The 21428-nt window shown below is 72.5% G+C and carries 19 protein-coding genes and 1 riboswitch; of the genes, 11 read left to right on the top strand and 8 right to left on the bottom strand.

Going from position 1 to position 21428, the window contains the following annotated elements; translation table 11 throughout:
• Nucleotides 1-74 precede the first annotated feature (74 nt).
• The 5 genes from ACFV88_RS04060 (at nucleotide 75) to ACFV88_RS04040 (ending at nucleotide 6756) form a co-directional block, all read left to right on the top strand.
• Entirely contained in the window at nucleotides 75-881 is an 807-nt protein-coding gene (locus ACFV88_RS04060) for a c-type cytochrome (protein WP_385485723.1), read from the top strand.
• Entirely contained in the window at nucleotides 878-1936 is a 1059-nt protein-coding gene (locus ACFV88_RS04055) for a Rieske 2Fe-2S domain-containing protein (RefSeq protein ID WP_385485721.1), read from the top strand. The genes ACFV88_RS04060 and ACFV88_RS04055 overlap by 4 nt, the downstream gene beginning before the upstream one ends.
• Complete coding sequence (locus ACFV88_RS04050; protein WP_385485719.1) at nucleotides 1933-3579, top strand: cytochrome bc complex cytochrome b subunit; 1647 nt, start codon at nucleotides 1933-1935, stop codon at nucleotides 3577-3579. The genes ACFV88_RS04055 and ACFV88_RS04050 overlap by 4 nt, the downstream gene beginning before the upstream one ends.
• Before the next feature lie 216 nt (nucleotides 3580-3795).
• Nucleotides 3796-4860, top strand: a complete 1065-nt coding sequence (trpD, locus tag ACFV88_RS04045; protein ID WP_385485717.1) for an anthranilate phosphoribosyltransferase — start codon at nucleotides 3796-3798, stop codon at nucleotides 4858-4860.
• 123 nt (nucleotides 4861-4983) lie between these two features.
• A riboswitch (SAM riboswitch) is annotated at nucleotides 4984-5100 on the top strand.
• Between the two features lie 246 nt (nucleotides 5101-5346).
• A complete protein-coding gene (locus tag ACFV88_RS04040; protein WP_385485715.1) occupies nucleotides 5347-6756 on the top strand; it encodes an aminotransferase class V-fold PLP-dependent enzyme in 1410 nt (469 codons plus the stop codon).
• On the opposite strand, the gene ACFV88_RS04035 is transcribed toward ACFV88_RS04040, so the two are convergent.
• The 7 genes from ACFV88_RS04035 to ACFV88_RS04005 all read right to left on the bottom strand — a co-directional run bounded on the left by ACFV88_RS04035 (nucleotide 6705) and on the right by ACFV88_RS04005 (nucleotide 13365).
• Nucleotides 6705-7919 (bottom strand): glycerate kinase, encoded by a 1215-nt coding sequence (locus ACFV88_RS04035; protein ID WP_385485713.1) that lies wholly within the window; start codon nucleotides 7917-7919, stop codon nucleotides 6705-6707. The genes ACFV88_RS04040 and ACFV88_RS04035 overlap by 52 nt on opposite strands.
• A 109-nt stretch (nucleotides 7920-8028) precedes the next feature.
• Nucleotides 8029-9441 carry an SLC13 family permease gene (locus tag ACFV88_RS04030; RefSeq protein WP_385485711.1) on the bottom strand — a complete coding sequence of 471 codons (1413 nt, stop codon included), beginning with the start codon at nucleotides 9439-9441 and terminating at the stop codon, nucleotides 8029-8031.
• Between the two features lie 175 nt (nucleotides 9442-9616).
• On the bottom strand, nucleotides 9617-10279 hold the full coding sequence (locus ACFV88_RS04025) for a response regulator transcription factor (protein WP_385485709.1): 663 nt from the start codon (nucleotides 10277-10279) through the stop codon (nucleotides 9617-9619).
• Nucleotides 10276-11820, bottom strand: a complete 1545-nt coding sequence (locus ACFV88_RS04020) for an ATP-binding protein (RefSeq protein ID WP_385485707.1) — start codon at nucleotides 11818-11820, stop codon at nucleotides 10276-10278. The genes ACFV88_RS04025 and ACFV88_RS04020 overlap by 4 nt, the downstream gene beginning before the upstream one ends.
• On the bottom strand, nucleotides 11759-12160 hold the full coding sequence (locus ACFV88_RS04015; protein ID WP_385485705.1) for a small secreted hydrophilic protein: 402 nt from the start codon (nucleotides 12158-12160) through the stop codon (nucleotides 11759-11761). Before ACFV88_RS04015 ends, ACFV88_RS04020 begins: the two co-directional genes overlap by 62 nt.
• 138 nt (nucleotides 12161-12298) lie before the next feature.
• Nucleotides 12299-12580 carry an Lrp/AsnC family transcriptional regulator gene (locus ACFV88_RS04010; RefSeq protein ID WP_385485703.1) on the bottom strand — a complete coding sequence of 94 codons (282 nt, stop codon included), beginning with the start codon at nucleotides 12578-12580 and terminating at the stop codon, nucleotides 12299-12301.
• Nucleotides 12577-13365 (bottom strand): rhomboid family intramembrane serine protease, encoded by a 789-nt coding sequence (locus ACFV88_RS04005; protein ID WP_385485701.1) that lies wholly within the window; start codon nucleotides 13363-13365, stop codon nucleotides 12577-12579. Before ACFV88_RS04005 ends, ACFV88_RS04010 begins: the two co-directional genes overlap by 4 nt.
• Nucleotides 13366-13549: 184 nt before the next feature.
• On the opposite strand from ACFV88_RS04005, the gene ACFV88_RS04000 reads away from it, so the two are divergent.
• The 5 genes from ACFV88_RS04000 to ACFV88_RS03980 all read left to right on the top strand — a co-directional run bounded on the left by ACFV88_RS04000 (nucleotide 13550) and on the right by ACFV88_RS03980 (nucleotide 19349).
• Nucleotides 13550-13789 (top strand): hypothetical protein, encoded by a 240-nt coding sequence (locus ACFV88_RS04000; RefSeq protein ID WP_385485699.1) that lies wholly within the window; start codon nucleotides 13550-13552, stop codon nucleotides 13787-13789.
• Between the two features lie 35 nt (nucleotides 13790-13824).
• Nucleotides 13825-15174 carry an NYN domain-containing protein gene (locus ACFV88_RS03995; protein ID WP_385485697.1) on the top strand — a complete coding sequence of 450 codons (1350 nt, stop codon included), beginning with the start codon at nucleotides 13825-13827 and terminating at the stop codon, nucleotides 15172-15174.
• A gap of 343 nt (nucleotides 15175-15517) precedes the next feature.
• The gene (locus ACFV88_RS03990; protein WP_385485695.1) at nucleotides 15518-16645 is read left to right on the top strand and encodes an NlpC/P60 family protein; all 1128 of its coding nucleotides are present in this window, start codon (nucleotides 15518-15520) and stop codon (nucleotides 16643-16645) included.
• 339 nt (nucleotides 16646-16984) lie between these two features.
• A complete protein-coding gene (locus ACFV88_RS03985) occupies nucleotides 16985-18016 on the top strand; it encodes an NlpC/P60 family protein (RefSeq protein ID WP_385485693.1) in 1032 nt (343 codons plus the stop codon).
• 70 nt (nucleotides 18017-18086) lie between these two features.
• Nucleotides 18087-19349: a hypothetical protein gene (locus ACFV88_RS03980; protein ID WP_385485691.1), complete on the top strand. Its 1263-nt coding sequence runs from the start codon at nucleotides 18087-18089 to the stop codon at nucleotides 19347-19349.
• A 27-nt stretch (nucleotides 19350-19376) separates the two neighbouring features.
• Here ACFV88_RS03980 and ACFV88_RS03975 read toward each other — a convergent pair whose 3' ends face one another.
• Nucleotides 19377-20411 (bottom strand): PucR family transcriptional regulator, encoded by a 1035-nt coding sequence (locus ACFV88_RS03975; protein WP_385485689.1) that lies wholly within the window; start codon nucleotides 20409-20411, stop codon nucleotides 19377-19379.
• A 116-nt stretch (nucleotides 20412-20527) separates the two neighbouring features.
• Here ACFV88_RS03975 and ACFV88_RS03970 point away from each other — a divergent pair, with 116 nt between their 5' ends.
• Nucleotides 20528-21424, top strand: a complete 897-nt coding sequence (locus ACFV88_RS03970) for an alpha/beta hydrolase (RefSeq protein ID WP_385485687.1) — start codon at nucleotides 20528-20530, stop codon at nucleotides 21422-21424.
• The last annotated feature ends 4 nt before the right edge of the window (nucleotides 21425-21428 follow it).

The raw sequence follows: 21428 nt of genomic DNA, 5'->3' as shown, positions 1-21428 counted from the left end.
GGCGGCGCCCCGCCGGGGCCGCATCCCGACCACCCGAAGCATCGACGCAGAAGATCCTGACACCGGGGTAATCCGTGAAAAAGCTCTCCGCACGACGACGCCACCCGCTGGCGGCTGTCGTCGTCCTACTCCTCGCGCTGGCGGCCACCGGGGGGCTGTACGCCGTGTTCGCGCCGGCGGACAAGGCGCAGGCCGAGACCGCCCAGTCCCTCGCCATCGAAGAGGGCAAGAAGCTGTACGCCGTCGGCTGCGCGAGCTGCCACGGCACCGGCGGTCAGGGCAGTTCCGACGGCCCGCCGCTGGTGGGCGTCGGCGCAGCCGCCGTCGACTTCCAGGTCGGTACCGGCCGGATGCCCATGATGGCCCAGGGTGCCCAGGCCCCGAAGAAGAAGAAGGTCTACACGCAGGCCGAGATCGACCAGCTCGCGGCCTACATCGGCGCGATGGGTGCCGGTCCCAGCATCCCGACCAAGAAGCAGTACAGCCCCGAGGGCGCGGACATCGCCAACGGTGGCGAGCTGTTCCGCAACAACTGCGCGCAGTGCCACAACTTCACCGGCCAGGGCGGTGCCCTGACCAAGGGCAAGTACGCGCCCGGCCTGGACGGCGTCAGCCCGAAGCACCTCTACGAGGCGATGCAGACGGGTCCGCAGAACATGCCCTCCTTCCCCGACACGACGATGCCGGAGAAGGACAAGCGGGACATCATCGCGTACGTCAACGCGGTCAACGGTGACAAGACCGTCCACAACGGTGGTCTGAACCTCGGCGGCCTCGGGCCGGTCAGTGAGGGTCTGTTCGCCTGGATCTTCGGTCTCGGCGCGCTGATCGTCACTGCCATCTGGGTCGCCGCTCGGACCGCAAAGGCCAAGAAGTCATGAGTAGCCAAGACATTCCAGAAGAGAACCTGCCCGCAGCGCAGGACCACGCCCACGGCGCCGTAGCCCTGGCCGACACGGAGAATCCGTTCGCGGACCCGGGTCTGCCCCCGCACGAGCACCGCATCCAGGACATCGACGAGCGGGCCGCCAAGCGGTCCGAGCGCACCGTCGCCCTGATGTTCGTGCTGTCGATGCTCGGCACGGTCGCGTTCATCGTCGCCTACGTGATGATCCCGGTCGACAAGTCGATCTACATCTGGCCGATCGGGCACATCAACGCGCTGAACTTCACCCTCGGGTGGACCCTCGGCGTCTCGCTGTTCCTGATCGGCGCGGGCGCGGTCCACTGGGCCCGCACCTTGATGTCCGACGTGGAGCACGTCGACGAGCGTCACCCCATCGCCGCCTCGCCGGAGGTCAAGGCGAAGGTGATGGCGGACTTCCGACAGGGGGCGGAGGAATCCGCGCTCGGTCGCCGCAAGCTGATCCGCAACACGATGTTCGGTGCCCTGGCGCTGTTCCCGCTCTCGGGTGTCGTCCTGCTCGGCGGCCTCGGCCCCGCGCCCGGCACCAAGCTGCGGCACACCTTGTGGGCCAAGGGCAAGCTCCTCGTCAACATGAACACCAACGAGCCGCTGCGTCCCGAGGACGTCATCGTCGGTTCGCTGACGTTCGTCAAGCCCGAGGGCCTCGAAGAGCACGACCACGGCTTCCTCACCGAGATCACCAAGGCCGCCGTGATGATCGTCCGGCTCCAGCCCGGTGACATCAAGGACAAGCAGGAGCTGGCCTGGTCCCACGACGGGATCGTCGCCTACTCCAAGGTCTGCACCCACGTCGGTTGCCCGATCAGCCTGTACGAGCAGCAGACGCACCACGCGCTCTGCCCGTGCCACCAGTCCACCTTCGACCTCTCCGACGGTGCTCGGGTCATCTTCGGCCCGGCCGGCCACGCGCTTCCGCAGCTGCGGATCGGCGTGAACTCGGAGGGTTACCTTGAGGCGCTCGGCGACTTCGACGAGCCTGTCGGTCCGGCCTTCTGGGAGCGCGGATGAGTACCACGACGACCAACGACCGCGAGACCACCCGACGGGACAAAGCGCCCGCGGGTGAGCGGGTCGCCGACTGGGCGGACGGCCGGCTGGGGATCTACTCCCTGGCCAAGGCCAACATGCGCAAGATCTTCCCGGACCACTGGTCCTTCATGCTGGGGGAGGTCTGCCTCTACGCCTTCGTCATCATCATCGTCACGGGTGTCTACCTGACGCTGTTCTTCCACCCGTCGATGAACGAGGTGGAGTACCACGGCCCGTACGTGCCGCTCCAGGGCCAGCTGGTCTCCGAGGCGTTCAACTCGACCATGAAGATCTCGTTCGAGGTCCGCGGTGGTCTGCTGATCCGGCAGATCCACCACTGGGCCGCGCTGATCTTCCTGGCCGGCATGTTCGCGCACATGATGCGCGTGTTCTTCACGGGTGCGTTCCGCAAGCCGCGTGAGGTCAACTGGGTCTTCGGCTTCTCGCTGTTCGTCCTCGGGATGTTCGCCGGCTTCACCGGCTACTCGCTCCCGGACGACCTGCTGTCCGGCACCGGTGTCCGCTTCATGCAGGGCGCGGTCCTGTCCGTGCCCATCGTCGGCACGTACCTCGCGTTCTTCCTGTTCGGCGGGGAGTTCCCCGGGCACGACTTCGTGGCGCGCTTCTACTCGGCCCACGTCCTGTTGATCCCGGGCATCATGGCGGGTCTGATCGTGGCCCACCTGATCCTCGTCGTGTACCACAAGCACACCCAGTTCCCCGGCCCCGGCCGCACCCAGAAGAACGTCGTCGGCATGCCGCTGATGCCGGTCTACATGGCCAAGGCGGGAGGCTTCTTCTTCCTGGTCTTCGGCGTCATCGCGGTCATCTCCGCGATGGTCACCCTGAACCCCATCTGGTCGATCGGCCCCTACCGGCCGGACATGGTGTCCACCGGCGCACAGCCCGACTGGTACATGGGCTTCTCCGAGGGCCTGATCCGGGTGATGCCTGGCTGGGAGATCAACTTCGCCGGACACACCCTCGTGCTGGGCGTGTTCATCCCGCTGATGATCGTCTTCCCGTTGGTGCTGGTCTCGATCGCGGTGTACCCGTTCATCGAGTCCTGGATCACCGGGGACAAGCGCGAGCACCACTTGCTGGACCGTCCGCGCAACGCCCCGACCCGTACGGGTGTGGGTGTCGCCTGGATCACCTGGTACGTGGTCATGCTGATCGGCGGTGGCAACGACCTCGTCGCCACGCACTTCCACCTGTCGATCAACGCGATCACCTGGTTCGTGCGCATCGGGTTCTTCGTGGCCCCGGTCCTCGCCTTCATCATCACCAAGCGGATCTGCCTCGGCCTCCAGCGCCGGGACCGGGACAAGGTGCTGCACGGACGCGAGTCCGGCATCATCAAGCGCCTGCCGCACGGCGAGTTCATCGAGATCCACGAGCCGCTCAACCAGGAGGCGCTGCACACGCTCACCCAGCACGAGCAGTACCAGCCGGTGGAGATCGGCCCGCTGGTCGACGAGAACGGCGTCGAGCGCAAGGTGTCCCGCCTCCAGAAGGCGCGTGCCCGTCTCTCGAAGGGCTACTACGGCGACCAGGGCCAGATCGCCAAGCCCACCGCCGAGGAGTACAAGGAGATCACGGACGGCCACGGCCACCACTGATCCCCCGGTCGGGACCCCGCGCGGGGGTCCCGGCGGTCGCCACCCGAAGAGCCCCGTCCACTGCCCGGACGGGGCTCTTCGCGCTCCCCGGAGCTGGATAGGGTGGAGCGCGAAGGGCGCCGGTCAGGCCGGTCCCGTCCACGGGCGCGGCAGCGCGTCCGCCACCGTCCGCCGTACGGGCCCGATCCCGTACGGCCCGCAACCCAGGAGCGACCCATGAGCGCTGTGACCCCCGCTGGAGGCGACACCACGGCGGTCCGTTCCTGGCCGCAGGTCCTGAACGCGCTGCTGTCGGGCGAGGACCAGGGAGCCGACGCCACGGCCTGGGCGATGGACCGGATCATGCGCGGGGAGGCCACCGACGCGCAGATCGCGGGCTTCGCCGTCGCCCTGCGGGCCAAGGGCGAGACGGTCGAGGAGATCACCGGCCTGGTCCGCGCCATGTACGAGCACGCCCGGACCATCGAGGTGCCCGGGCCGAGCGTCGACATCGTCGGCACCGGCGGGGACGGGGCGCACACCGTCAACATCTCCACCATGTCCGCGATCGTCGTCGCCGGGACCGGCGCGAAGGTCGTCAAGCACGGCAACCGCGCCGCGTCCTCCGCGAGCGGTGCCTCCGACGTGCTGGAGAAGCTGGGCGTCAATCTGGAGCTGACGCCGCAGCGGGTGGCCGAGGTCGCCGAGGAGGCCGGCATCACCTTCTGCTTCGCGGTGAAGTTCCACCCCGCGCTGCGGCACGTGGGCGCAGCCCGCAAGGAACTCGGCATCCGCACCGTCTTCAACTTCCTCGGCCCGCTCACCAACCCGGCCCGGGTCGCGGCGCAGGCCACCGGGGTCGCGGACGCGCGGATGGCTCCGGTGGTCGCCGGGGTGCTCGCCGAGCGGGGCTCGTCCGCCCTGGTGTTCCGCGGGGACGACGGCCTGGACGAACTCACCACCACCGCCACCTCCCGGGTGTGGGTGGTGCGCGGCGGAGCCGTCGCCGAGCAGCCCTTCGACCCCCGTGACGTCGGCATCGACCTCGTCCCGGTGGAGGCGCTGCGCGGCGCCGACTCCTCCTACAACGCCGATGTCGCCCGCCGGCTGCTGGCCGGGGAGACCGGTCCGGTCCGGGACGCGGTCCTGCTGAACTCCGCGGCGGCGCTGGTGGCGCTGGCGCCGGGCGACGCCCCGTTGGCCGACCAGCTGCGCGCGGGGATGGCACGGGCCGCCGAGTCGATCGACTCGGGCGCGGCCCACCGGGCCCTGGACCGCTGGGTGGCCGCCAGCAACGCCTGACCCGTTCCTTCCTGAGCTTTCCGGCCGCTCCGCTCACCGCGGGACGGCCGGTCGCGTTCCGTGGCGTCCGGGATGCGGAACGGGCTGGTGCGTTCCGCCGGTCGTCTGGCATGATTCTTCGCAGGTCATGAGTGACAGCGCATCGGCCCCGGCCTGCTGTCCGGCAACCCTCCGTCCGTGGCGGGGTGCCCCGGGTGAAGACCAGGTCGTAGGCAGCGAGGTCTACGGCAAGCGCGGACCCCTCGCGTCTCCAGGGGTCCTGGTCGTCGAGGGAGCGGTCTCGTGAGCAAGCGAATGCGATAGGGCGCAGCGCCCCACCTCCGCGCACGCCCTGTCCGGTGTGTTCCTTTCCTTCACCCACGCCGTGCCTCCGGCCGGTCCCCGTCGTCGCCTCCGGGTGTCGCACCGGTGCCGAGCCGTGCCCTGCCGCGCCTTCCGCGGTGCTCATGCGTGGTCCACCGCATCTGCCTCATCCGGGAGTTCGTCATGTCCGCACGCGCCACCACGACCACTCACGCCGACCCCGCCTGTGTTCCGGGCGCCGTCGGGTCCCTCACCGAGAGCCCGCTGCCCGTCCTCGGCCGTGACGTCACCGTCCCCCTGGTCACCGGCGGGGAGGTCGACTACGCCGCGCTCGACTACGCCGCGAGTGCCCCCGCGCTCCAGCGGGTCTGGGACGACGTGGCCGCCTACGCGCCCTACTACGGCAGCGTCCACCGCGGTGCCGGCTACCTCTCCCAGCTCTCCACCGACCTCTTCGAGAACGCCCGCCGCACCGTCGCCGAGTTCCTCGGCTGCCGGGACGGCGACGACGTGGTCTTCACCCGCTCCACCACCGACTCCCTCAACCTGCTGGCCGCCGCCCTGCCCGCCGACTGCGAGGTCTTCGTCTTCGAGACCGAGCACCACGCGTCCCTGCTGCCCTGGCGCGACGCCCGGGTCACCTACCTCGACGCGCCCCGCACCCCCGGCGAGGCCGTCGACACGCTGGAGCGGGCCCTCGCCGACCGCGACCCGTACGGCCCCGCCCTGGTGTGCGTGACCGGCGCGTCCAACGTCACGGGCGAGCTGTGGCCGGTGCGCGAACTCGCCGCCGCCGCACACGCCCACGGCGCCCGGATCGTCCTCGACGCGGCCCAGCTCGCACCGCACCACCCGGTGGACGTCGCCGACCTCGACGTCGACTGGATCGCCTTCTCCGGGCACAAGCTGTACGCGCCCTTCGGCGCCGGCGTGCTCGCCGGGCGCGCCGACTGGCTGCGGGTGGCCGAGCCGTACCTGGCCGGCGGCGGCGCCTCGCGGAAGGTGTCACGGCGCGCCGACGGGGGAGTGGACGTCGAGTGGCACGACAGTGCGGCCCGGCACGAGGCCGGCTCGCCCAACGTGATCGGCGCCTACGCCATCGCCTCCGCCTGCAAGGCGCTCACCGAGGCGGGCTTCGACCGACTGGTCGCGCGTGAGGAGCGGTTGATCGACCTGGTGCGCGCCGGGCTCGCCGAGGTGCCCGCGGTACGGGTGCTGTCCCTGTTCGGGGACGACGCGCCCCGGGTCGGGGTGATCTCGTTCGTGGTGGACGGGTGGAACAGTTCCCACTTCGCCGCCGCGCTGTCCGCCGAGTACGGCATCGGGGTGCGCGACGGACTGTTCTGCGCCCACCCGTTGGTGCGCACCCTGCTCGGCACCGACCCGCAGGACCCGGGGGAGTGCGGCGCCCCGGAGGCCGCACCCGGAGAGCGTTCGCTGAACGCCGTCCGGGTCAGCTTCGGGGCGGGCACCCCCGACGAGCACGTGGAGCGGTTCGTGCGGGCCGTACGGGAGTTGGTCACCGACGGTGCGCGCTGGCGCTACCGCACCGAGGACGGCCGCTGCGTGCCGGACCCCACCACCGCCGCCTGACGCGGGTGTTCGGTCATCCGGGTGCCGAGCTGGATCATCCGTAGCGCGCGCTCGGTCGCGTCGGTCAGGAACTCGCCGCCGCGGCCCAGTGCTTCGGTCAGGGAGACCGGCGCGGGCAGGATCGACCCGTAGGCGTCCACCCCGATGGAGCGCACCTGGTGGGCGCCCTCACCGAGGGTGCCGGCCAGGGCGAGCACCGGGCGGCCGTGCAGCTTGGCCCGCCGGGCGACCTCGGCGGGCACCTTGCCGCGCGGGGTCTGGTGGTCCAGGGCGCCCTCGGCGGTGACCACCAGATCGGCCCGGGCCAGTCGTTCGTCCAGCCCGAGGCGGTCCAGCAGCACGTCGAAGCGGGGCAGCAACCGGGCGCCGAGCGCGGCGAGTCCGGCGCCCAATCCGCCGGAGGCCCCGGTGCCGACGCCGTGGCACAGGTCGGTGCGCACCTTGAGGTCACGGGTGAGGACGGCGGCCCAGTGCTCCAGGGCGGCGGCCAGGTGTTCGACCTGCTCGGGGGTGGCGCCCTTCTGCGGCCCGAAGACCCGCGCCACCCCGCGCTCCCCGCACAGCACGTTGTAGGGGTTGCAGGCGACGCGCATCTCCACCTCGGCGAGGCGCGGGTCGAGTCCGCTGGTGTCGATGCGGTCCAGCCGGGTCAGGGCGCTGCCGCCGTACGGGAGTTCCCGGCCGTCCGCGTCGAGGAGCCGGGCGCCGAGGGCCTGGAGGGCGCCGGCGCCGCCGTCCGAGGTGCCCGAGTCGCCGCAGCCGACGAGGATGCGACGGGACCCGGTGTCGAGGGCTGCCCGGATCAACTCGCCGACGCCGTAGGTGGTGGTCGCGCCCGGGTTCCGCAGGTCGCGGGGGACGAGGGAGAGTCCGGCGACGGCGGCCATCTCCACCACGGCGGTGCCCTCGCTGTCGCCGAGCAGCGCGAAGTGGGTGCCGATCCGTTCCCCGGTGGGCCCGGTGGCGCGCAGCGGGACCAGTCGGCCGCCGGACGCCGCGGCGAGCGCCTGGGCGGTGCCCTCGCCGCCGTCGACCAGCGGTATCAGGTCGATCTCGGCGTCGGGGACGACCCTGCGCACGCCCTCGGCGATGGCCTCGGCGGCGGACTCGGCGGACAGGGACTCCTTGAAGCCACTGGGGGCGATGGCGAATCGGGTCAGCATGGTGGACTCCTGTGACGGATGAGGGTGGGCGGGCGCACGGCCCGCGGGGTGGTGGCGCGGCCGGACCGAGGGGTCGCGGCCGGGCCGGTCACATCGGGTGGACGGTGCGTCAGGTCAGGGGGATGCCCAGCAGCGGCCAGACCAGCACGGCGAACAGCAGCACCAGCACGGCGGTCAGCGGGGCGAGGACGGCGGACATCCGCAGCAGATGGCCCGGGGTGTAGGTCGGGATGCCGGGTATCTCGGCGTAGAGGGTGACCGGCTTCGCCGACGCGGGGAGCGTGTGGCAGAAGCCCGCCGCGGCGGTGGAGGCGAGCGCGGCGGCCACCGGGTTCACTCCGGCGCCGGCCGCCGCCGCGACGACCAGCGGCACCAGGACCGAGGAGCGGGCCGAACGGGACTGGAGGAGCAGGTGCGCGGCCGTGGACACCGCCACGACGACCCCGAGGAACAGCCACGGCGGCAGGTCCAGCGGTATCCCGCCGACCAGCCACTTCGCCGCCCCCGAGTCGGACAGGGCGAGGCCCATCGCCATGGTCGCCGCCATGAACAGCAACATGGACCAGGGCACCGTCTTCAGGGCGTCCTTGAGCCGTACCGTGCCGAGCGCGGGGGAGGCGGCGACGACCGCACCGATCAGGGCGACCACCGCGGGCGGCACCCGGTGCAGCGGCTCGCTGCACCAGAGGGCGATCACCGTGGCCAGCAGCAGGGCGCAGCGGGTCTCGGCGGCCTCCCAGGGGCCGGTGACCGGGTGGTCGCTGTGCTCCTGGATCTGTTCGACGGTGATGTGGACGGGGCCCTTGCGGTCCTCCCGCCTGGTGGTGGTGAACAGCACCACCTCCGCCGCCAGATGGGAGGACACCACGGCCAGCGGCAGTCCGATCAGCAGCCACTCGGTGAAGCCGATCCGCTCGCCCACCGCGTCCCACAGCACGGACACGGTGATCAGGTGGGCGCCCGCACCGATCAGGGTGGCCACCGCCGACAGCAGGATCACCGTCGGGAACAGCAGCGCCAGCATCACGACCAGTCGGGTGCGGTCCGCGAGGACCTTGGCCAGGGCGAGGAACACCGGCATCGCCAGGGCGGCCCGCCCGGAGGTCGCGGGCACCGCGAACGCGGTCACCACCAGGGCGGCCGTCGTCAGGTGCACCAACTGGCGGACCGTGCGCGCGCCGCTCACCAGGAAGGCCGCGGCCCGTCCGGCGAGCCCGGTCCTGGCGACGGCGGCGGCGAGCACGAACGCGCAGATCAGCAGCCACACGGTGTCGTCGCCGAGGGTGCCGAACAGGGTGTCGCTGCTGATCACACCGGTCGCGGTGAGGGCGAGCCCGGCGCCCAGGGCGATGTACGTGTCGTCGATCGGAGTGCCGATCCAGGCGCAGGTGGCCAGCGCGAAGACGGCGAGGGTGATCCGCGCGTCGCCGCTCAGCCCCGGGAAGTTGCCGGGGACCGCGAGCAGCGCACAGATGCTCAGGGCCACGCACAGGGTCGCCATTTGCCGGAGGTTCACAGTCACATGAGAGAGCTTTCACTCCGGCGGTGAGCGCTCCATGAGCCGTTGATGAAGGGAACTTCACGCGGCTCGCGTCCGCTGGAGCGGTGGCCGCGGACACGCCCGCGCGGGGCCACCGGGGCACGCGGGCGCGTGCTCGGTGACCCCGCGCGCTGGTGTTCCGGCGCGGGCCGGTGGGTCACTCGGGCAGTCGGTACCCCATGCCCCGTACGGTCTCCACCCGGTCCGCGCCCAGCTTCTTGCGCAGGGCGCGCACGTACACGTCGACGATGTTCGAACCCGGGTCGAAGTCGTAGCCCCAGACGTGGGACAGGATCTGCTCGCGCGACAGCACCTGGCCGGGGTGGCGCAGGAACAGTTCGAGCAGGACGAACTCACGGGCGGTCAGGTCGACGGTGCGGTCACCGGAGCGGGCCCGGCGGGTGCGTAGGTCGAGCGTCAGTTCCCCGTTGCGCAGCACGGTCACCTCGGGCGCCCGGGCCGCGGTGCGCAGCCGCAGCCGCACCCGGGCGAGCAGTTCCTCGAAGCGGAACGGCTTGGTCATCCAGTCGTCGGCGCCGCCTTCGAGTCCGGCGACGGTGTCCCGTACCGAGTCCCGTGCGGTGAGCACGATCACCGGGACCGAGACGCGGGCCTCGCGCAGCTGCCGCAGGACGGTGAAGCCGTCCTTGCCGGGCAGTCCGATGTCGAGGACGATCAGGTCGAAACCGCCGGTGACGGCGTAGTCGTAGGCGGACTCGCCGTCGGTGACGGCGGTGGTGGTGAAGCCGTTGGCGCGCAGGCCCTTCTCCACGAAGGAGGCGATGCGCTCCTCGTCCTCCACGATGAGTATTCGGTTCACGGTGCCGCTTCCTCGGTGGGCTCGTCCAGTGTGGGCAGGAGGATCGTGTCGCCGTCGGGGACGCCCGGGTCCCCGAAGACCAGGGCGAAGGTGGCTCCGCCGCCTTCGGTGGGCCGCAGCTCGACCCGTCCGCCGTGCCCCTCGGCGATGGCCTTGACGATGGAGAGGCCGAGTCCGGCGCCGGTGCCCCGGGCGCCGCGCCGGGCGGTGCCCCGCCGGAACCGCTCGAAGATCACCTGCGCGTCCTGCGGCTGGACCCCCGGACCGGTGTCCGCGACGTACAGCTCCACCCGGTCGCCCTCGATGCGGGACCCGAGGGTGACCCGCTGCCCGGCGACGGTGTGCTGGACGGCGTTCTGGGCGAGTTGGACCATGGCCTGGGTGATCCGCTGGGCGTCGAGGCGGACCTCGGCGTCGGCGACCGAACCGAGGGTCCACTCCCGCTCCCCGAGGGCGCGGGCCTTCACGAACACGTCGGCGGTCAGTTCGCCGAGCTGGACCGGTCCGGGCGCGACGAAGTCGGGCCGCTCGGCCTTGGCGAGCAGGAGCAGGTCCTCCACGATCCTGCTCATCCGCTCCAGCTCTTCCAGGACGATGCGGACGGTCTCCTCCCGCTCGACGGGGTCGTCGCCCATCAGCTCCAGATGGCCCCGGACGATGGTGATCGGGGTCCGCAGTTCGTGGCCGGCGTCGTCGACGAACTCGCGCTGGGCGGCGAACGCCCGTTCCAAGCGGTCGAGCATGGCGTTGAACGTCTCGGCCAGCGCGGCGACGTCGTCGCGGCCCTGCACCGGGATGCGTCGGGTGAGGTCCTGCTCGGTGAGCTGGGCGGCGGTCGTGCGCACCAGCCGCACCGGTCGCAGGATGCGCCCGGCGACCGCCCAGCCGATGCCCGTGGTCATCATCAGCGCCACCCCGGAGATGGCGATGAGCATGGTGAACACGTCATTGGCCTTGGCCTGTTCGCCCGCGGGGTGGAACGCGACGACGAACGCCGCCGGGGGGTGTCCGGGGCGCGACTCGATGGTCACCTTCGCCCAGCGCAGCTCGCCCCCCGAGCGGCGCAGGGTCCCCATGGAGTCCTTCGACTCGAAGATCATGGTCCGCGCCTCGCGGTCCTGGGCCAGGGGGTTCTTGACCCGGATCTCCCGGGGCTGGAACTTGGCGACGGGCGGCTTTCCGGTGCGCCCGACCAACCCCAACAACTCCTCGTCGGGGTCGGCGTACTGCCGCTCCAGGAACAGCCGCAGCAGGGCTTCCGGATCGGCGAAGCGCTTGCCCGTGCGGGGGTCGACACCCTGTTGGGCCAGGTTCGCGAACTCCTCGGTCTCCTGGACGAGCAGCCCGTGGATGCGGTGGTCGGCGTCCCGCAGCAGGACCGAACGGGTCGCGAAGGCGACGGCGCCGAGCGCCACCGCCATCACCAGCAGCAGCCAGAGCATGATGCGCAGTCGGGCGGACACCCAGCGGCGCACCGGGTCAGCCGTCGTCACCGTTGTCGTCGCCGCCCGGGCCGTCGTCGTCCTGTCCGGGGCCGTCATCGTCGTCACCACTCGGGGAGGAACTGGTCGACGCGCTCGCCGAAGGGCTCGTCGAGGCGCTGGTGCTCGGACCGGCGCTCGGACCGGTGCTCGGCGTGGTGCCGGTGGGGGCTTCGCCCACGGGGGGCGGTGAGACGGTCTCGTCGGTGGGCTCGGGACGAGGGGAACCCGGGGTCTGCGGGGCGCCCGGCGACCCGCTGGGGGAGCCGCTCTCCAGCTCCACCTTGGTCGGCACCTTCCGGTCGTCCGGGGTGTCGGTGAGGGCATAGCTCGTCACCGCGATGCCCAGCGGGATCGCGACGACCGCGGCGAGGGCCGCTATGCGGTGAGTGAAAACCATGAGGAGATCGTGACGAACCGAACCGAACCGCTGGATGAGCCGGAGATGAGGACTTCTTCATCTTCGGGGCGCACGGGTGCCCACAGGAGTAAAGGGGTGCCGGGCGGGGGAGGCGGTGCGACGCGGGCGGGGCCGGTGTCAGGAGTCCAGTCCGATGGCGAACGCGGCTTCGAGGTCGTGCTGCGAATAGGTGCGGAACGCCACGTGGGTGTCGGTGCCCTCGACACCGGGGATCTTGCTGATCCGGCCGGGGATGATCTCGGCCAGTTCCTCGTGCGCCCGGACCCGGACCATGGCGATCAGGTCGTACGTCCCGGTCACCGAGAACACCTCGCTGACGCTGTCCAGGGCGGCGATGGCCTCGGCGATCTCGGGGATGCGGTCCACGCTGGTCTTGATGAGCACGATCGCGGTGATCACGGCTTGCTGTCTCCCTCGGTGGCCGCGGCTGGTGGCTTCACTGTAGCCCGCGCCCGACGGGGGCTCCCCTGGTCGTCGCACGGGCGCGGGCCGGGCCGACCGCGGGCCGCCCAACCGGCCAGCAGACCGAGCGCGAAGCCGATCAGGTGCGCCAGGTACGCGACCCCGGGACCCGCGCTCCGCCCGCTCGCCGCCCACCACTGGAGGCTCACCCAGAACGGCAGCACCACCCAGGCCGGGAAACGCAGCGGCAGGAAGAACAGGAACGGGAACAGACTGGTGACCCGCGCCCCGGGGAAGAGACAGAGGAAGGCGCCGAGGACCGCCGAGATCGCCCCCGACGCCCCGACCAGGGTCTGCGCCGAGTCGGCGTGCGCCACCGCGTACCCGCACAGCGCGAGGGCGCCGCACCCCACGTACAGCGCGAGGTACCGCAGCGGACCCAGGCGCTTTTCGGCCATCACCCCGAAGACCTGGAGGAACAGCATGTTGCCGAGCAGGTGCAGCCAGCCGCCGTGCACGAACAGGGCCGTGACGGGCGTCAGCAGGGCCCGGGGCTCCCCGGCGAGCAGATCGGCGGGGATCACCCCCCAGCGGGCGTACAGGGCCCGCTGGGCGGTGACCAGGGCGTCCCCGGTGCCGTGCCCCGTGGTGAGTCCGGCCGCCGGGGAACAGACGAAGGCCACCGCGCAGGCCGCGATCAGTGCGTACGTCACCGGCGTCGCCGTCGCGCGCGGCACCCCCCGCCCGGGCGCGGCCCGCCCGTCACCCCGGGAGCCGATCATGAGCAGATCATGACGGAACGGGACCGAAACCGTACGGTTGCCCCGCCGTGGCCGGGGGCCGAGCGGGGGCGGCGCTCCAGGTCGTAGGGTTACGGCGACACATGCCCCGGCGACGGGCGCACCACGGAGCTGGACGGGGCGCGCCGCCGCGGGCACCGGCACCCGACGGAAAGTGACGCTCACGATGACGGTTCCCCTGCCGACCGACACCACGCGGTGGCGCTGCACGCTCTGCGGCAACCTCACCCGCTTCGACGTGACCCGCTCGTCCAAGGTGGTCGAGTACGTCCACCTCGACCTGGCCGGTGAGTCGAAGGTGGAGGAGCGCGAGGTCGTCAGTGAGACCATCGAGTCGGTGCGCTGCCGATGGTGCAACGCACTGGACAACGTGGAACTCGTGGACAGGCCGGGCGCCGACTCCTGACGGAGCCGGCCCCGCACAGCTAGTGGGGTGGACGGATGACGGAGAGCGGAGGCGGGGTGCCGGACGACGGCACCGCCGAGGTGCTCGACCACCCGCTGCCCGAGGGGGTGCGCCGTCGGGTCGTCCAGATCGTCTCGGACGGCTTCGGCGGGCTCACCCCGTCCGAGCTGCCGAGCGCGTTGCGCCAGTACGCCCGCTTCACCCCCAGCCGCCGCGCCAAGTTCGCCGGCAATGCGATGGCGGCGGCCGTGGAGGGCGACGCCCTGTTCCGCCAGCGCATCGCGGAGTCCCTGCGGCAGGCCCAGCCCGAGTTGGCCGGGGCCCTCGACTCGGGGGCCCCGCCACCCGCCGCCGACCCGCTGGACGTGGCCGCCGCGGCGTACGTGCTGCGCCCCACCGGATGGGTCAAGCTGGTCGCCGCCGCCGGTGAGGAGGCCCAGCGCGCCGACGCCGAGCGGGCCGACGAGGAGGCCCGCGCCGAACTCGACCGGCTGCGCACGGAGCTCGCCGAGGCACGGCAGCAGACGCGCGCCGAGACCGAGCGGGTGCGCAGCGAACTGGACACCGCCCGCCGGGAGGCCGACTCCGTCCAACGCAAGCTGCGCGGCGCCCTGAGCGACGTCAAACGGGGCCAGGCCGAGCTGCGCAAGGTGCACGGCGAGCTGGAGGCGGTCCGCGCCGAGGGGCAGGTCCAGCTGTCCGCCGCGGAGAGCGAGACCCGGCGCCTCAAGTCCCGGCTGGGCGAGGCCGAGGCCGCCCTGGAGGCCAGCCGCCGGGCCGCCCGGGAGGGGCGCAGCGTCGAGGACATGCGGCTGCGGCTGCTCCTCGACACCCTCCTCGACTCCGCCCGGGGGCTGCGCCGCGAACTCGCCCTGCCGCCCGTGTCGGTGCGCCCCGCCGAGACCGTCGACGCCGTCGAGCCGGGCCGGATGACCCCCAAGGACATCGCGGCGCGCGCCCTGTCCGAACACGATCCCGCGATCCTCGACCAGCTGTTGGACCTTCCGCAGGCCCATCTCGTGGTCGACGGCTACAACGTCACCAAGACCGGCTATCCGCAGATGCCGTTGGAGAAGCAGCGGTTGCGGCTGCTCGGCCAACTCTCGGTGCTCGCCGCACAGACCGGCGCCGAGATCACCTGTGTGTTCGACGGCGCCGAACTCGTCGCACCGGTGCTGCTCGCCCCGCCGCGCGGGGTGCGGGTGCTGTTCTCCAAGCCCGGGGTGACCGCCGACGAGCTCATCCGCCAGCTCGTGCGCGCCGAACCGCCCGGCCGACCGGTCATCGTGGCTTCCACGGACCGGGAGGTGGCCGACGGGGTCGCCAAGGCGGGAGCCCGTCCGGTGGCCTCCGTGATGCTCCTGAAGCGGTTGTCACGGGGCTGAAACCCCCGAGGTCCGGCATGTCACCCGTTCCCGCCACCTCACCCGTCCCCTCTGTCCCGTCTGTTGACTCTGTGCTCTTTGCGTCATCCGCGGCAGTTGATCGTATGAGGGCGACTTGTGTGCGACATAGTGTCAATCAGACATCACTACGGGTGAGTTGTTGGTAAAGATTGCCGGTCACGATCGAGATTTTTCCGGTGAGGATTTGAACTGATCACAAGAGGGTCACTAAGGTCGGGCGTCGAACCTCCGCTCGGGTGATCGCTCAATGGGAGCGACGGTGGAGGAGCACCGCCCGCCGGCGTTCTCGGTAGGCGGCTGAGGGAAGAAGGAGCTCGCCTCCGTGGCGTCCCACCGTCGACCGAAGCAGCCGAGCCGCGCCCGTGTGACCGTGCTCACCGTGACCGCCGCCGCGGCCGTCGCGCTCACCGCCCAGTCCGCCCAGGCCGCGCCGAGCGAGAAGCCCACCAAGGACGAGGTCAAGTCCAAGGTCGACAAGCTCTACGAAGAGGCGGCCCAGGCCACCGAGAAGTACAACGGGGCCAAGGAGAAGCAGGAGAAGCTGGAGGGGGAGATCGGCACCCTCCAGGACAAGGTGGCCCGCGGCCAGGACGAGGTCAACGAACTCCGTTCCGACCTCGGCTCGCTCGCCAGCGCCCAGTACCGCAGCGGCGGCATAGACCCCTCGCTGCAACTCCTCCTCTCCGCCGACCCGGACAGCTACCTCGACAAGGCCTCCACGCTGGACCAGCTCAGCGGTCAGCAGGTCGAAGCGCTGCGCACCATCCAGGAGAAGCAGCGCTCCCTGTCCCAGCAGCGGCAGGAAGCCGGCGACAAGCTGGGGGACCTCGCCGACACCCGCACCGAACTCGGGGACAAGAAGAGCGAGGTGCAGGCCAAGCTCAACGAGGCCCAGAAGCTCCTCAACTCCCTGACCGCCGCCGAGAAGGCGGCCCTGGAGGCGGAGGAGCAGCGCGCCAGCCGCAACAGCGAGCGCACCGCCCTCAAGGCCCAGCAGGACGAGGCGAAGAAGGACTCCGGGAAGTCCTCCGGCAGCGGCAAGTCCGGCAGCACCGCGACCAACACCGACACCGGCACCCCCGGCTCCGGCGCGCCCGCCTCGGGCCGTGCCGCCTCCGCGTACGCCGCGGCGCAGGGCAAGCTCGGCAAGCCGTACATCTACGGGACCAACGGCCCCAACTCCTTCGACTGCTCCGGCCTCACCTCCTGGGCCTTCGCCCAGGCGGGCCAGACCATCCCGCGCACCTCGCAGGCCCAGACCGGGGCCGGCACCCGGATCAACTCGCAGAGCGACCTCAAGGTCGGCGACCTGGTGTTCTTCTACTCCGACCTGCACCACGTCGGCTTCTACGCCGGCAACGGCCAGGTGCTGCACGCCCCGCGCAGCGGCACCGTCGTGCGCTACGAGCCGATGAGCAACATGCCGTACATGTTCGGCGTGCGGGTCTGACCGCACCCGTCGCGGGCCCGCGCGCCCGCCACCGAACCCCTCCGCCGCCCGCGGGCCGTCCAGGCCGGCGGGCGGCGGCGTGTGGAGCGACGGGGCGCCCCACCGCGGCGCACCCGCTGACGGGGCGCCCTCCCACGGCGTGCTGACGTTCGCCGCACCCTCCGAACGGGCGAAATCCCGAATCGTCCGCTGACCCCCGCCCCCCGGATGACCTGCGTCTGCGGCACCTCGTCACCGTGCGTGCGCGAGCCGGTCGTTGGTCGTGACGTGGTCGCCCGGCTACTGTCGGCGCGCATTCCCCCGCCCAGGGGGACGTCAGCGGAAGGAGTGCGGCCAGCCGTGGGGTCCCATCGCCGCCCAGCGCAGCCCGGCCTCGACCGGAGCGCCCGCGTCACCGTCCTGTCCGCCGCCGCGGCCACCGCGGCGGCGGCGCTCGTCGCGGGCTCCGCCCACGCCGCACCCCGTGACACCCCCGCCGAGACCCGGGCCGAGGTCGATCGGCTGTTCGCGCAGGCCGAGCAGGCCACGGAAGCCTTCAACGAGGCCGACGAACGCGCCGATCGACTGCGCAAGACCGTGACCGGGGCGCGGAACCGGGTGGCGCGCGGTCAGGAACGCATCAACACCATGCGCGGTGCGCTCGGCTCGCTCGCCGGGGCGCAGTACCGCTCCGGGGCCGTCGCCCCCTCGCTGGAGCTGATGCTCTCCTCCGACCCCGACTCCTACCTCGAACGGGTCGCCGCCCTCGACCGCATCGGCACCCGGCAGGTCGGCGAACTCCAGCAGCTCCAGCAGGCGCAGCGCACCCTCGCCCAGGAGCGCGCCGAGGCCACCCGGGCCCTCGCCGAACTGGAGCGCAGCCGGGCGGACGTGGCCCGCCGCAAACAGGCCGTGGAGCGGAAGCTCGGTGCGGCCCGCCAACTCCTCAACTCCCTGACCCGGGCGCAGCGCGACGCCTACGACCGGGCCTCGCGCTCCGGACGCGACACGCTCGCCCCGCCCGGCGCCGGACCGGCGGCCCCCTCCCAGCGCGCCGCCTCCGCCGTCGCCGCCGTGCGTTCCGCCGTCGGCCGCCCCTACGTGTGGGGCGCCAACGGACCCACCGGTTTCGACTGTTCGGGCCTCATGCAGTGGTCGTACGCACAGGCCGGGGTCGCTCTGCCGCGCACCTCCCAGGCGCAGCGGTACGCCGGTCGGCAGGTGCCGCTGTCCCAGGCCCGGCCCGGTGACCTGGTCGCCTACCGCAGCGACGCCAGCCACATCGGGATGTACGTCGGCAACGGCCAGGTCGTGCACGCCCCCTACCCGGGTGCCCCGGTCCGCTACGACCCGGTCGGGATGATGCCGGTCTCGTCGGTGACCCGGGTCTGAGACCGCTCCGGGGCGGCCCGGGCCGGGGTCGGGGACGGAGCCCGTCCGCAGGGGACCGTACGCTCGGAGCATGGCGGCGCACGGGCCCGGCGGGCGGAGGACGCGACGGTGGCGGACGTCCGCCCTGCTCGCGGTGGTGGCGGGATCGGCGCTGCTCGCCGGTCCGATCGGCTGCGGTGCCCCCGCGGCGCCGGCCCCGCTCCGCGTCGACGAGGCGCAGCGGCTCCTCGACCAGCGGGCGCGGGCCCTGCTCGCCCGGGACGCCGCCGGCTACCGGGCGACCGGCGACCCCGGCCCCGGTGGTGGGGCGCCCCCGGCTGACCCGGTGTTCGACCGGCTCGCCCGCGTACCCCTCGACTCCTGGAGCTACCGCGTGCGGGGCGTCGACCGGTCCGGCGACCGGGCCGCCGTCCGCGCCGACCTCGCCCACCGGATCGAGGGCTACGACCGGGCGCCGGTGGTCACCGCCCGTCTGCTCGACCTGCGGCTGCGCGGGGACCGCTGGTACGTGGTCGGTGACCGGCCCGCCGCGGGGGCGCCCCGTCACCTGTGGGAGCAGGGGCCGGTGGAGGTGGTGCGCGGGAAGCGGTCACTGGTCCTCGGCACGGGCACGGGCCCGGACCGGGCGCGGCTCCAGGAGTTCGCGGCGCTCGCCGACCGGGCGGTGCCCGGGGTGAGCACCGAGTGGGGGGAGGACTGGGCGCGACGGGTGCTGGTCCTCGTCCCCGGGTCGCTGGACGGGATGGCCGCGCTGCTCGGGCAGCCGGCCGCCGGGTACCGGGGGATCGCCGCGGTCACCACCGGCGAGGTCGGGGGGCGCGGACCCGCCGACCGGATCGTCGTCAACCCGCAGGCGTACGGGGCGCTCGGTGACTTCGGCGAGCGGGTCGTCCTCACCCATGAGACGGTCCACGTGGCGACCCGGGCCCACACCTCGGCGGCCACCCCGCTGTGGCTCTCCGAGGGGTACGCGGACTGGGTGGGCTACCGCGCCGCGCCCGGCTCCGGGGCCCGCACCGACCGCCAGCGGGCCCCCGAACTGGAGCGGGCGGTGCGGGACGGTCGGGTTCCCCAGCGGTTGCCCCAGGACGCCGACTTCGGGTTCGCCCGTGACCCGGCCCGGTTGGCGCGGGCCTACGAGGGCGGCTGGCTGGCCTGCCGGCTGATCGAGGAGCAGTGGGGCGCGGCCGAACTGAACGCCTTCTACCGGGCCGTCGGCGCCCGGGCGGATCGCGCGGGCGCGGTCGAGGAGGCGCTCCAGGAGGTGCTCGGGGTGTCGGAGACGGAGTTCACGGCACGGTGGCGGGCCCGTCTGACCCGGACACTGGGCTGACCCCGATCTGACCCGGGGGGCTCGTGCTCAGCCGTCGTGCAGCCGCCAGGCGGTGAGGGCGAGGGCGGCCCGCATCAGACCGCGGGGTTCGGTGAGTTCGATGTCCAGGACCTTGGCGATCTGTTTGAGCCGTCGGGCGACGCTGCTGTGGTGCAGGTGCAGGAGGTCCGCGGCCCGACGCAGGGAACCGGTGGCGCAGTAGGCGTCCAGGGTCTCCAGGTCCTCGGAGTTGCCCGCGATGCGGGCGACGGCGGCCACGTCGGCGTTGTCGTGCGTGGTGGCCCGGGACACCTGGGCGAGCAGCGCCAACGCCCCCAGGTCGTCGTGGTGGACGACCGGGCGGCGCGCGGTGGTGAAACGCAGGGCGGTGCGGGCCCGCTGCCAGGACCGGTCGGGGCTCCCGCCGGAACCGATGCCCGCCCGTACCCCGTCCGGGAACCCGGTCCGGTCCACGGTGGTGGCCAGGACGGCGCCCACGTCGGCGAGCGGCGCCGACTTGACCGGGCGGGCCGGGCAGATCAGCGCGGCGATCCGGTCGAGCGGGAGCCGTGCGTGCACGGCGACGACGTGCACGGGGGAGTGGGCGGTGAAGCCGAGCAGGCGTAACGCCCGGGCCCGGGCGGCCTCGTCGCTGTCGGAGCTGATCACCAGTTCGACGAGGGCGGGGTCGGCCATGGTGGTGCGCGCCGGACCGTACCGTTCGACGGCCGTCGCGGCGGCGATGGCGAGCCGGTCCAGGAGGATGCCGTCGAGCGCGTTCGGCGCGCCGGGGCGTTCCAGCCACGCCGTGCCGATCTCCTCCTCGTCGAGGGTGATCGGCGTCGTCGTGGACGCGGGTGACGACGCGGCGGGCGCCGGCTCGCCGTCCGGGGCGACCCGGATCGCCCGCCCGGTGCCGTGCAGTCGTATCCCGGCCACGCACTCCGCCAGGCCGGCCGAGGCCCGGACGAGTGCGGAAACGTTCACCCGCCGATGGATCAGCGTGTCGTAGAACGCGACGATGCGCAGCGCGCCGTCGACGTACGGATTCAGCCCGGACAGCCGTACGGCCAGTGCCTCCATGGCAGGAGAGTAGGCCCCGGAACGAGCAAGGAGAAGCGCCGACCGGTGCACGATCCGGGTGGAATGCCCGACAGTTGGCGGGTGTGCCCCGGTCAGCCGGTGGTGAGGATGAGGCCATGGATCCCGAACTCGAAGCATTCGTCCATCTGCTCCCCCTTGCCGACCTTACCGACCCGGTCGCCTTCCGTGAGGTCTATGCCGCGCTGGCCACCGAGAAGTCGGTGCCGGAGGCCCTCGGGCTGGAGATCGAGGACCGCACGGTGCACGCCGACCCCGACGTGGCGGTGCGGATCCACCGTCCGGACCAGGCGCAGGGCGCGGTCGTATGGTTACACGGCGGGGCCTGGGTCGTCGGCGACCTGGACGTCGGACAGCACTGGGGCGTCCTGATCGCGGAGCGTTCCGGTGCGACCGTGATCTCCGTCGACTACCGCCTCTCCCCCGAGAACCGGTTCCCGGCCGCCCTGGACGACACCTACGCCGCGCTGGCCTGGACGTACGAGAACGCGGCCGAACTGGGCATCGACCCGGAGCGGATCGCGGTCGGCGGCCACAGCGCCGGCGCCAACCTCGCCGCCGCGGTCGCCCTGCGCGCCCGGGACGAGAACGGCCCGCCCATCCGCTTCCAACTGCTCAACGAGGCCATCCTCGACGACCGGCAACAGACCTGGTCGGCGCAGAACTTCACCGACACCCCCTGGAACACGCGGGCCGTCCGCGGCGCGGCCTGGGGGCACTACCTGGGCTCCCAGCCCGCCACGCCGTACGCCGCACCGGCCCGCGCCGAAGACCTGTCCGGCCTCCCGCCGGCCTACATCGCCACCGCGGAGTTCGACCCGAACCGCGACGAGGCCATCACCTACGCGCAGCGCCTGCTCCAGGCGGGGGTGTCGGTCGAACTGCACCAGTGGCCCGGCACCTTCCACGGGTCGCAGGCGCTCCAGTCCGCCGAGGTCTCCCAGCGGCAACTCACCGAACTCGGCACCGTCCTGCGCCGGGCCCTCGCGGGCTGAGGCC

The organism is Streptomyces sp. NPDC059816 (assembly GCF_042732055.1).
Classification (GTDB): domain Bacteria; phylum Actinomycetota; class Actinomycetes; order Streptomycetales; family Streptomycetaceae; genus Streptomyces.
The sequence above is the reverse complement of the archived record's forward strand: the minus strand, read 5'-3'. Positions and strand labels throughout refer to the sequence as shown.

What these genes read in the sequence shown, in the direction of transcription:
- ACFV88_RS04055 (WP_385485721.1), top strand. Translation starts at nt 878, where the DNA reads ATGAGTAGCCAAGACATTCCAGAAGAGAACCTGCCCGCAGCGCAGGAC.
- ACFV88_RS04050 (WP_385485719.1), top strand. Translation starts at nt 1,933, where the DNA reads ATGAGTACCACGACGACCAACGACCGCGAGACCACCCGACGGGACAAA.
- trpD (WP_385485717.1), top strand. Translation starts at nt 3,796, where the DNA reads ATGAGCGCTGTGACCCCCGCTGGAGGCGACACCACGGCGGTCCGTTCC.
- ACFV88_RS04040 (WP_385485715.1), top strand. Translation starts at nt 5,347, where the DNA reads ATGTCCGCACGCGCCACCACGACCACTCACGCCGACCCCGCCTGTGTT.
- ACFV88_RS04035 (WP_385485713.1), bottom strand. Translation starts at nt 7,919, where the DNA reads ATGCTGACCCGATTCGCCATCGCCCCCAGTGGCTTCAAGGAGTCCCTG.
- ACFV88_RS04020 (WP_385485707.1), bottom strand. Translation starts at nt 11,820, where the DNA reads ATGACGGCCCCGGACAGGACGACGACGGCCCGGGCGGCGACGACAACG.
- ACFV88_RS04015 (WP_385485705.1), bottom strand. Translation starts at nt 12,160, where the DNA reads ATGGTTTTCACTCACCGCATAGCGGCCCTCGCCGCGGTCGTCGCGATC.
- ACFV88_RS04005 (WP_385485701.1), bottom strand. Translation starts at nt 13,365, where the DNA reads ATGATCGGCTCCCGGGGTGACGGGCGGGCCGCGCCCGGGCGGGGGGTG.
- ACFV88_RS04000 (WP_385485699.1), top strand. Translation starts at nt 13,550, where the DNA reads ATGACGGTTCCCCTGCCGACCGACACCACGCGGTGGCGCTGCACGCTC.
- ACFV88_RS03995 (WP_385485697.1), top strand. Translation starts at nt 13,825, where the DNA reads ATGACGGAGAGCGGAGGCGGGGTGCCGGACGACGGCACCGCCGAGGTG.
- ACFV88_RS03980 (WP_385485691.1), top strand. Translation starts at nt 18,087, where the DNA reads ATGGCGGCGCACGGGCCCGGCGGGCGGAGGACGCGACGGTGGCGGACG.
- ACFV88_RS03975 (WP_385485689.1), bottom strand. Translation starts at nt 20,411, where the DNA reads ATGGAGGCACTGGCCGTACGGCTGTCCGGGCTGAATCCGTACGTCGAC.
- ACFV88_RS03970 (WP_385485687.1), top strand. Translation starts at nt 20,528, where the DNA reads ATGGATCCCGAACTCGAAGCATTCGTCCATCTGCTCCCCCTTGCCGAC.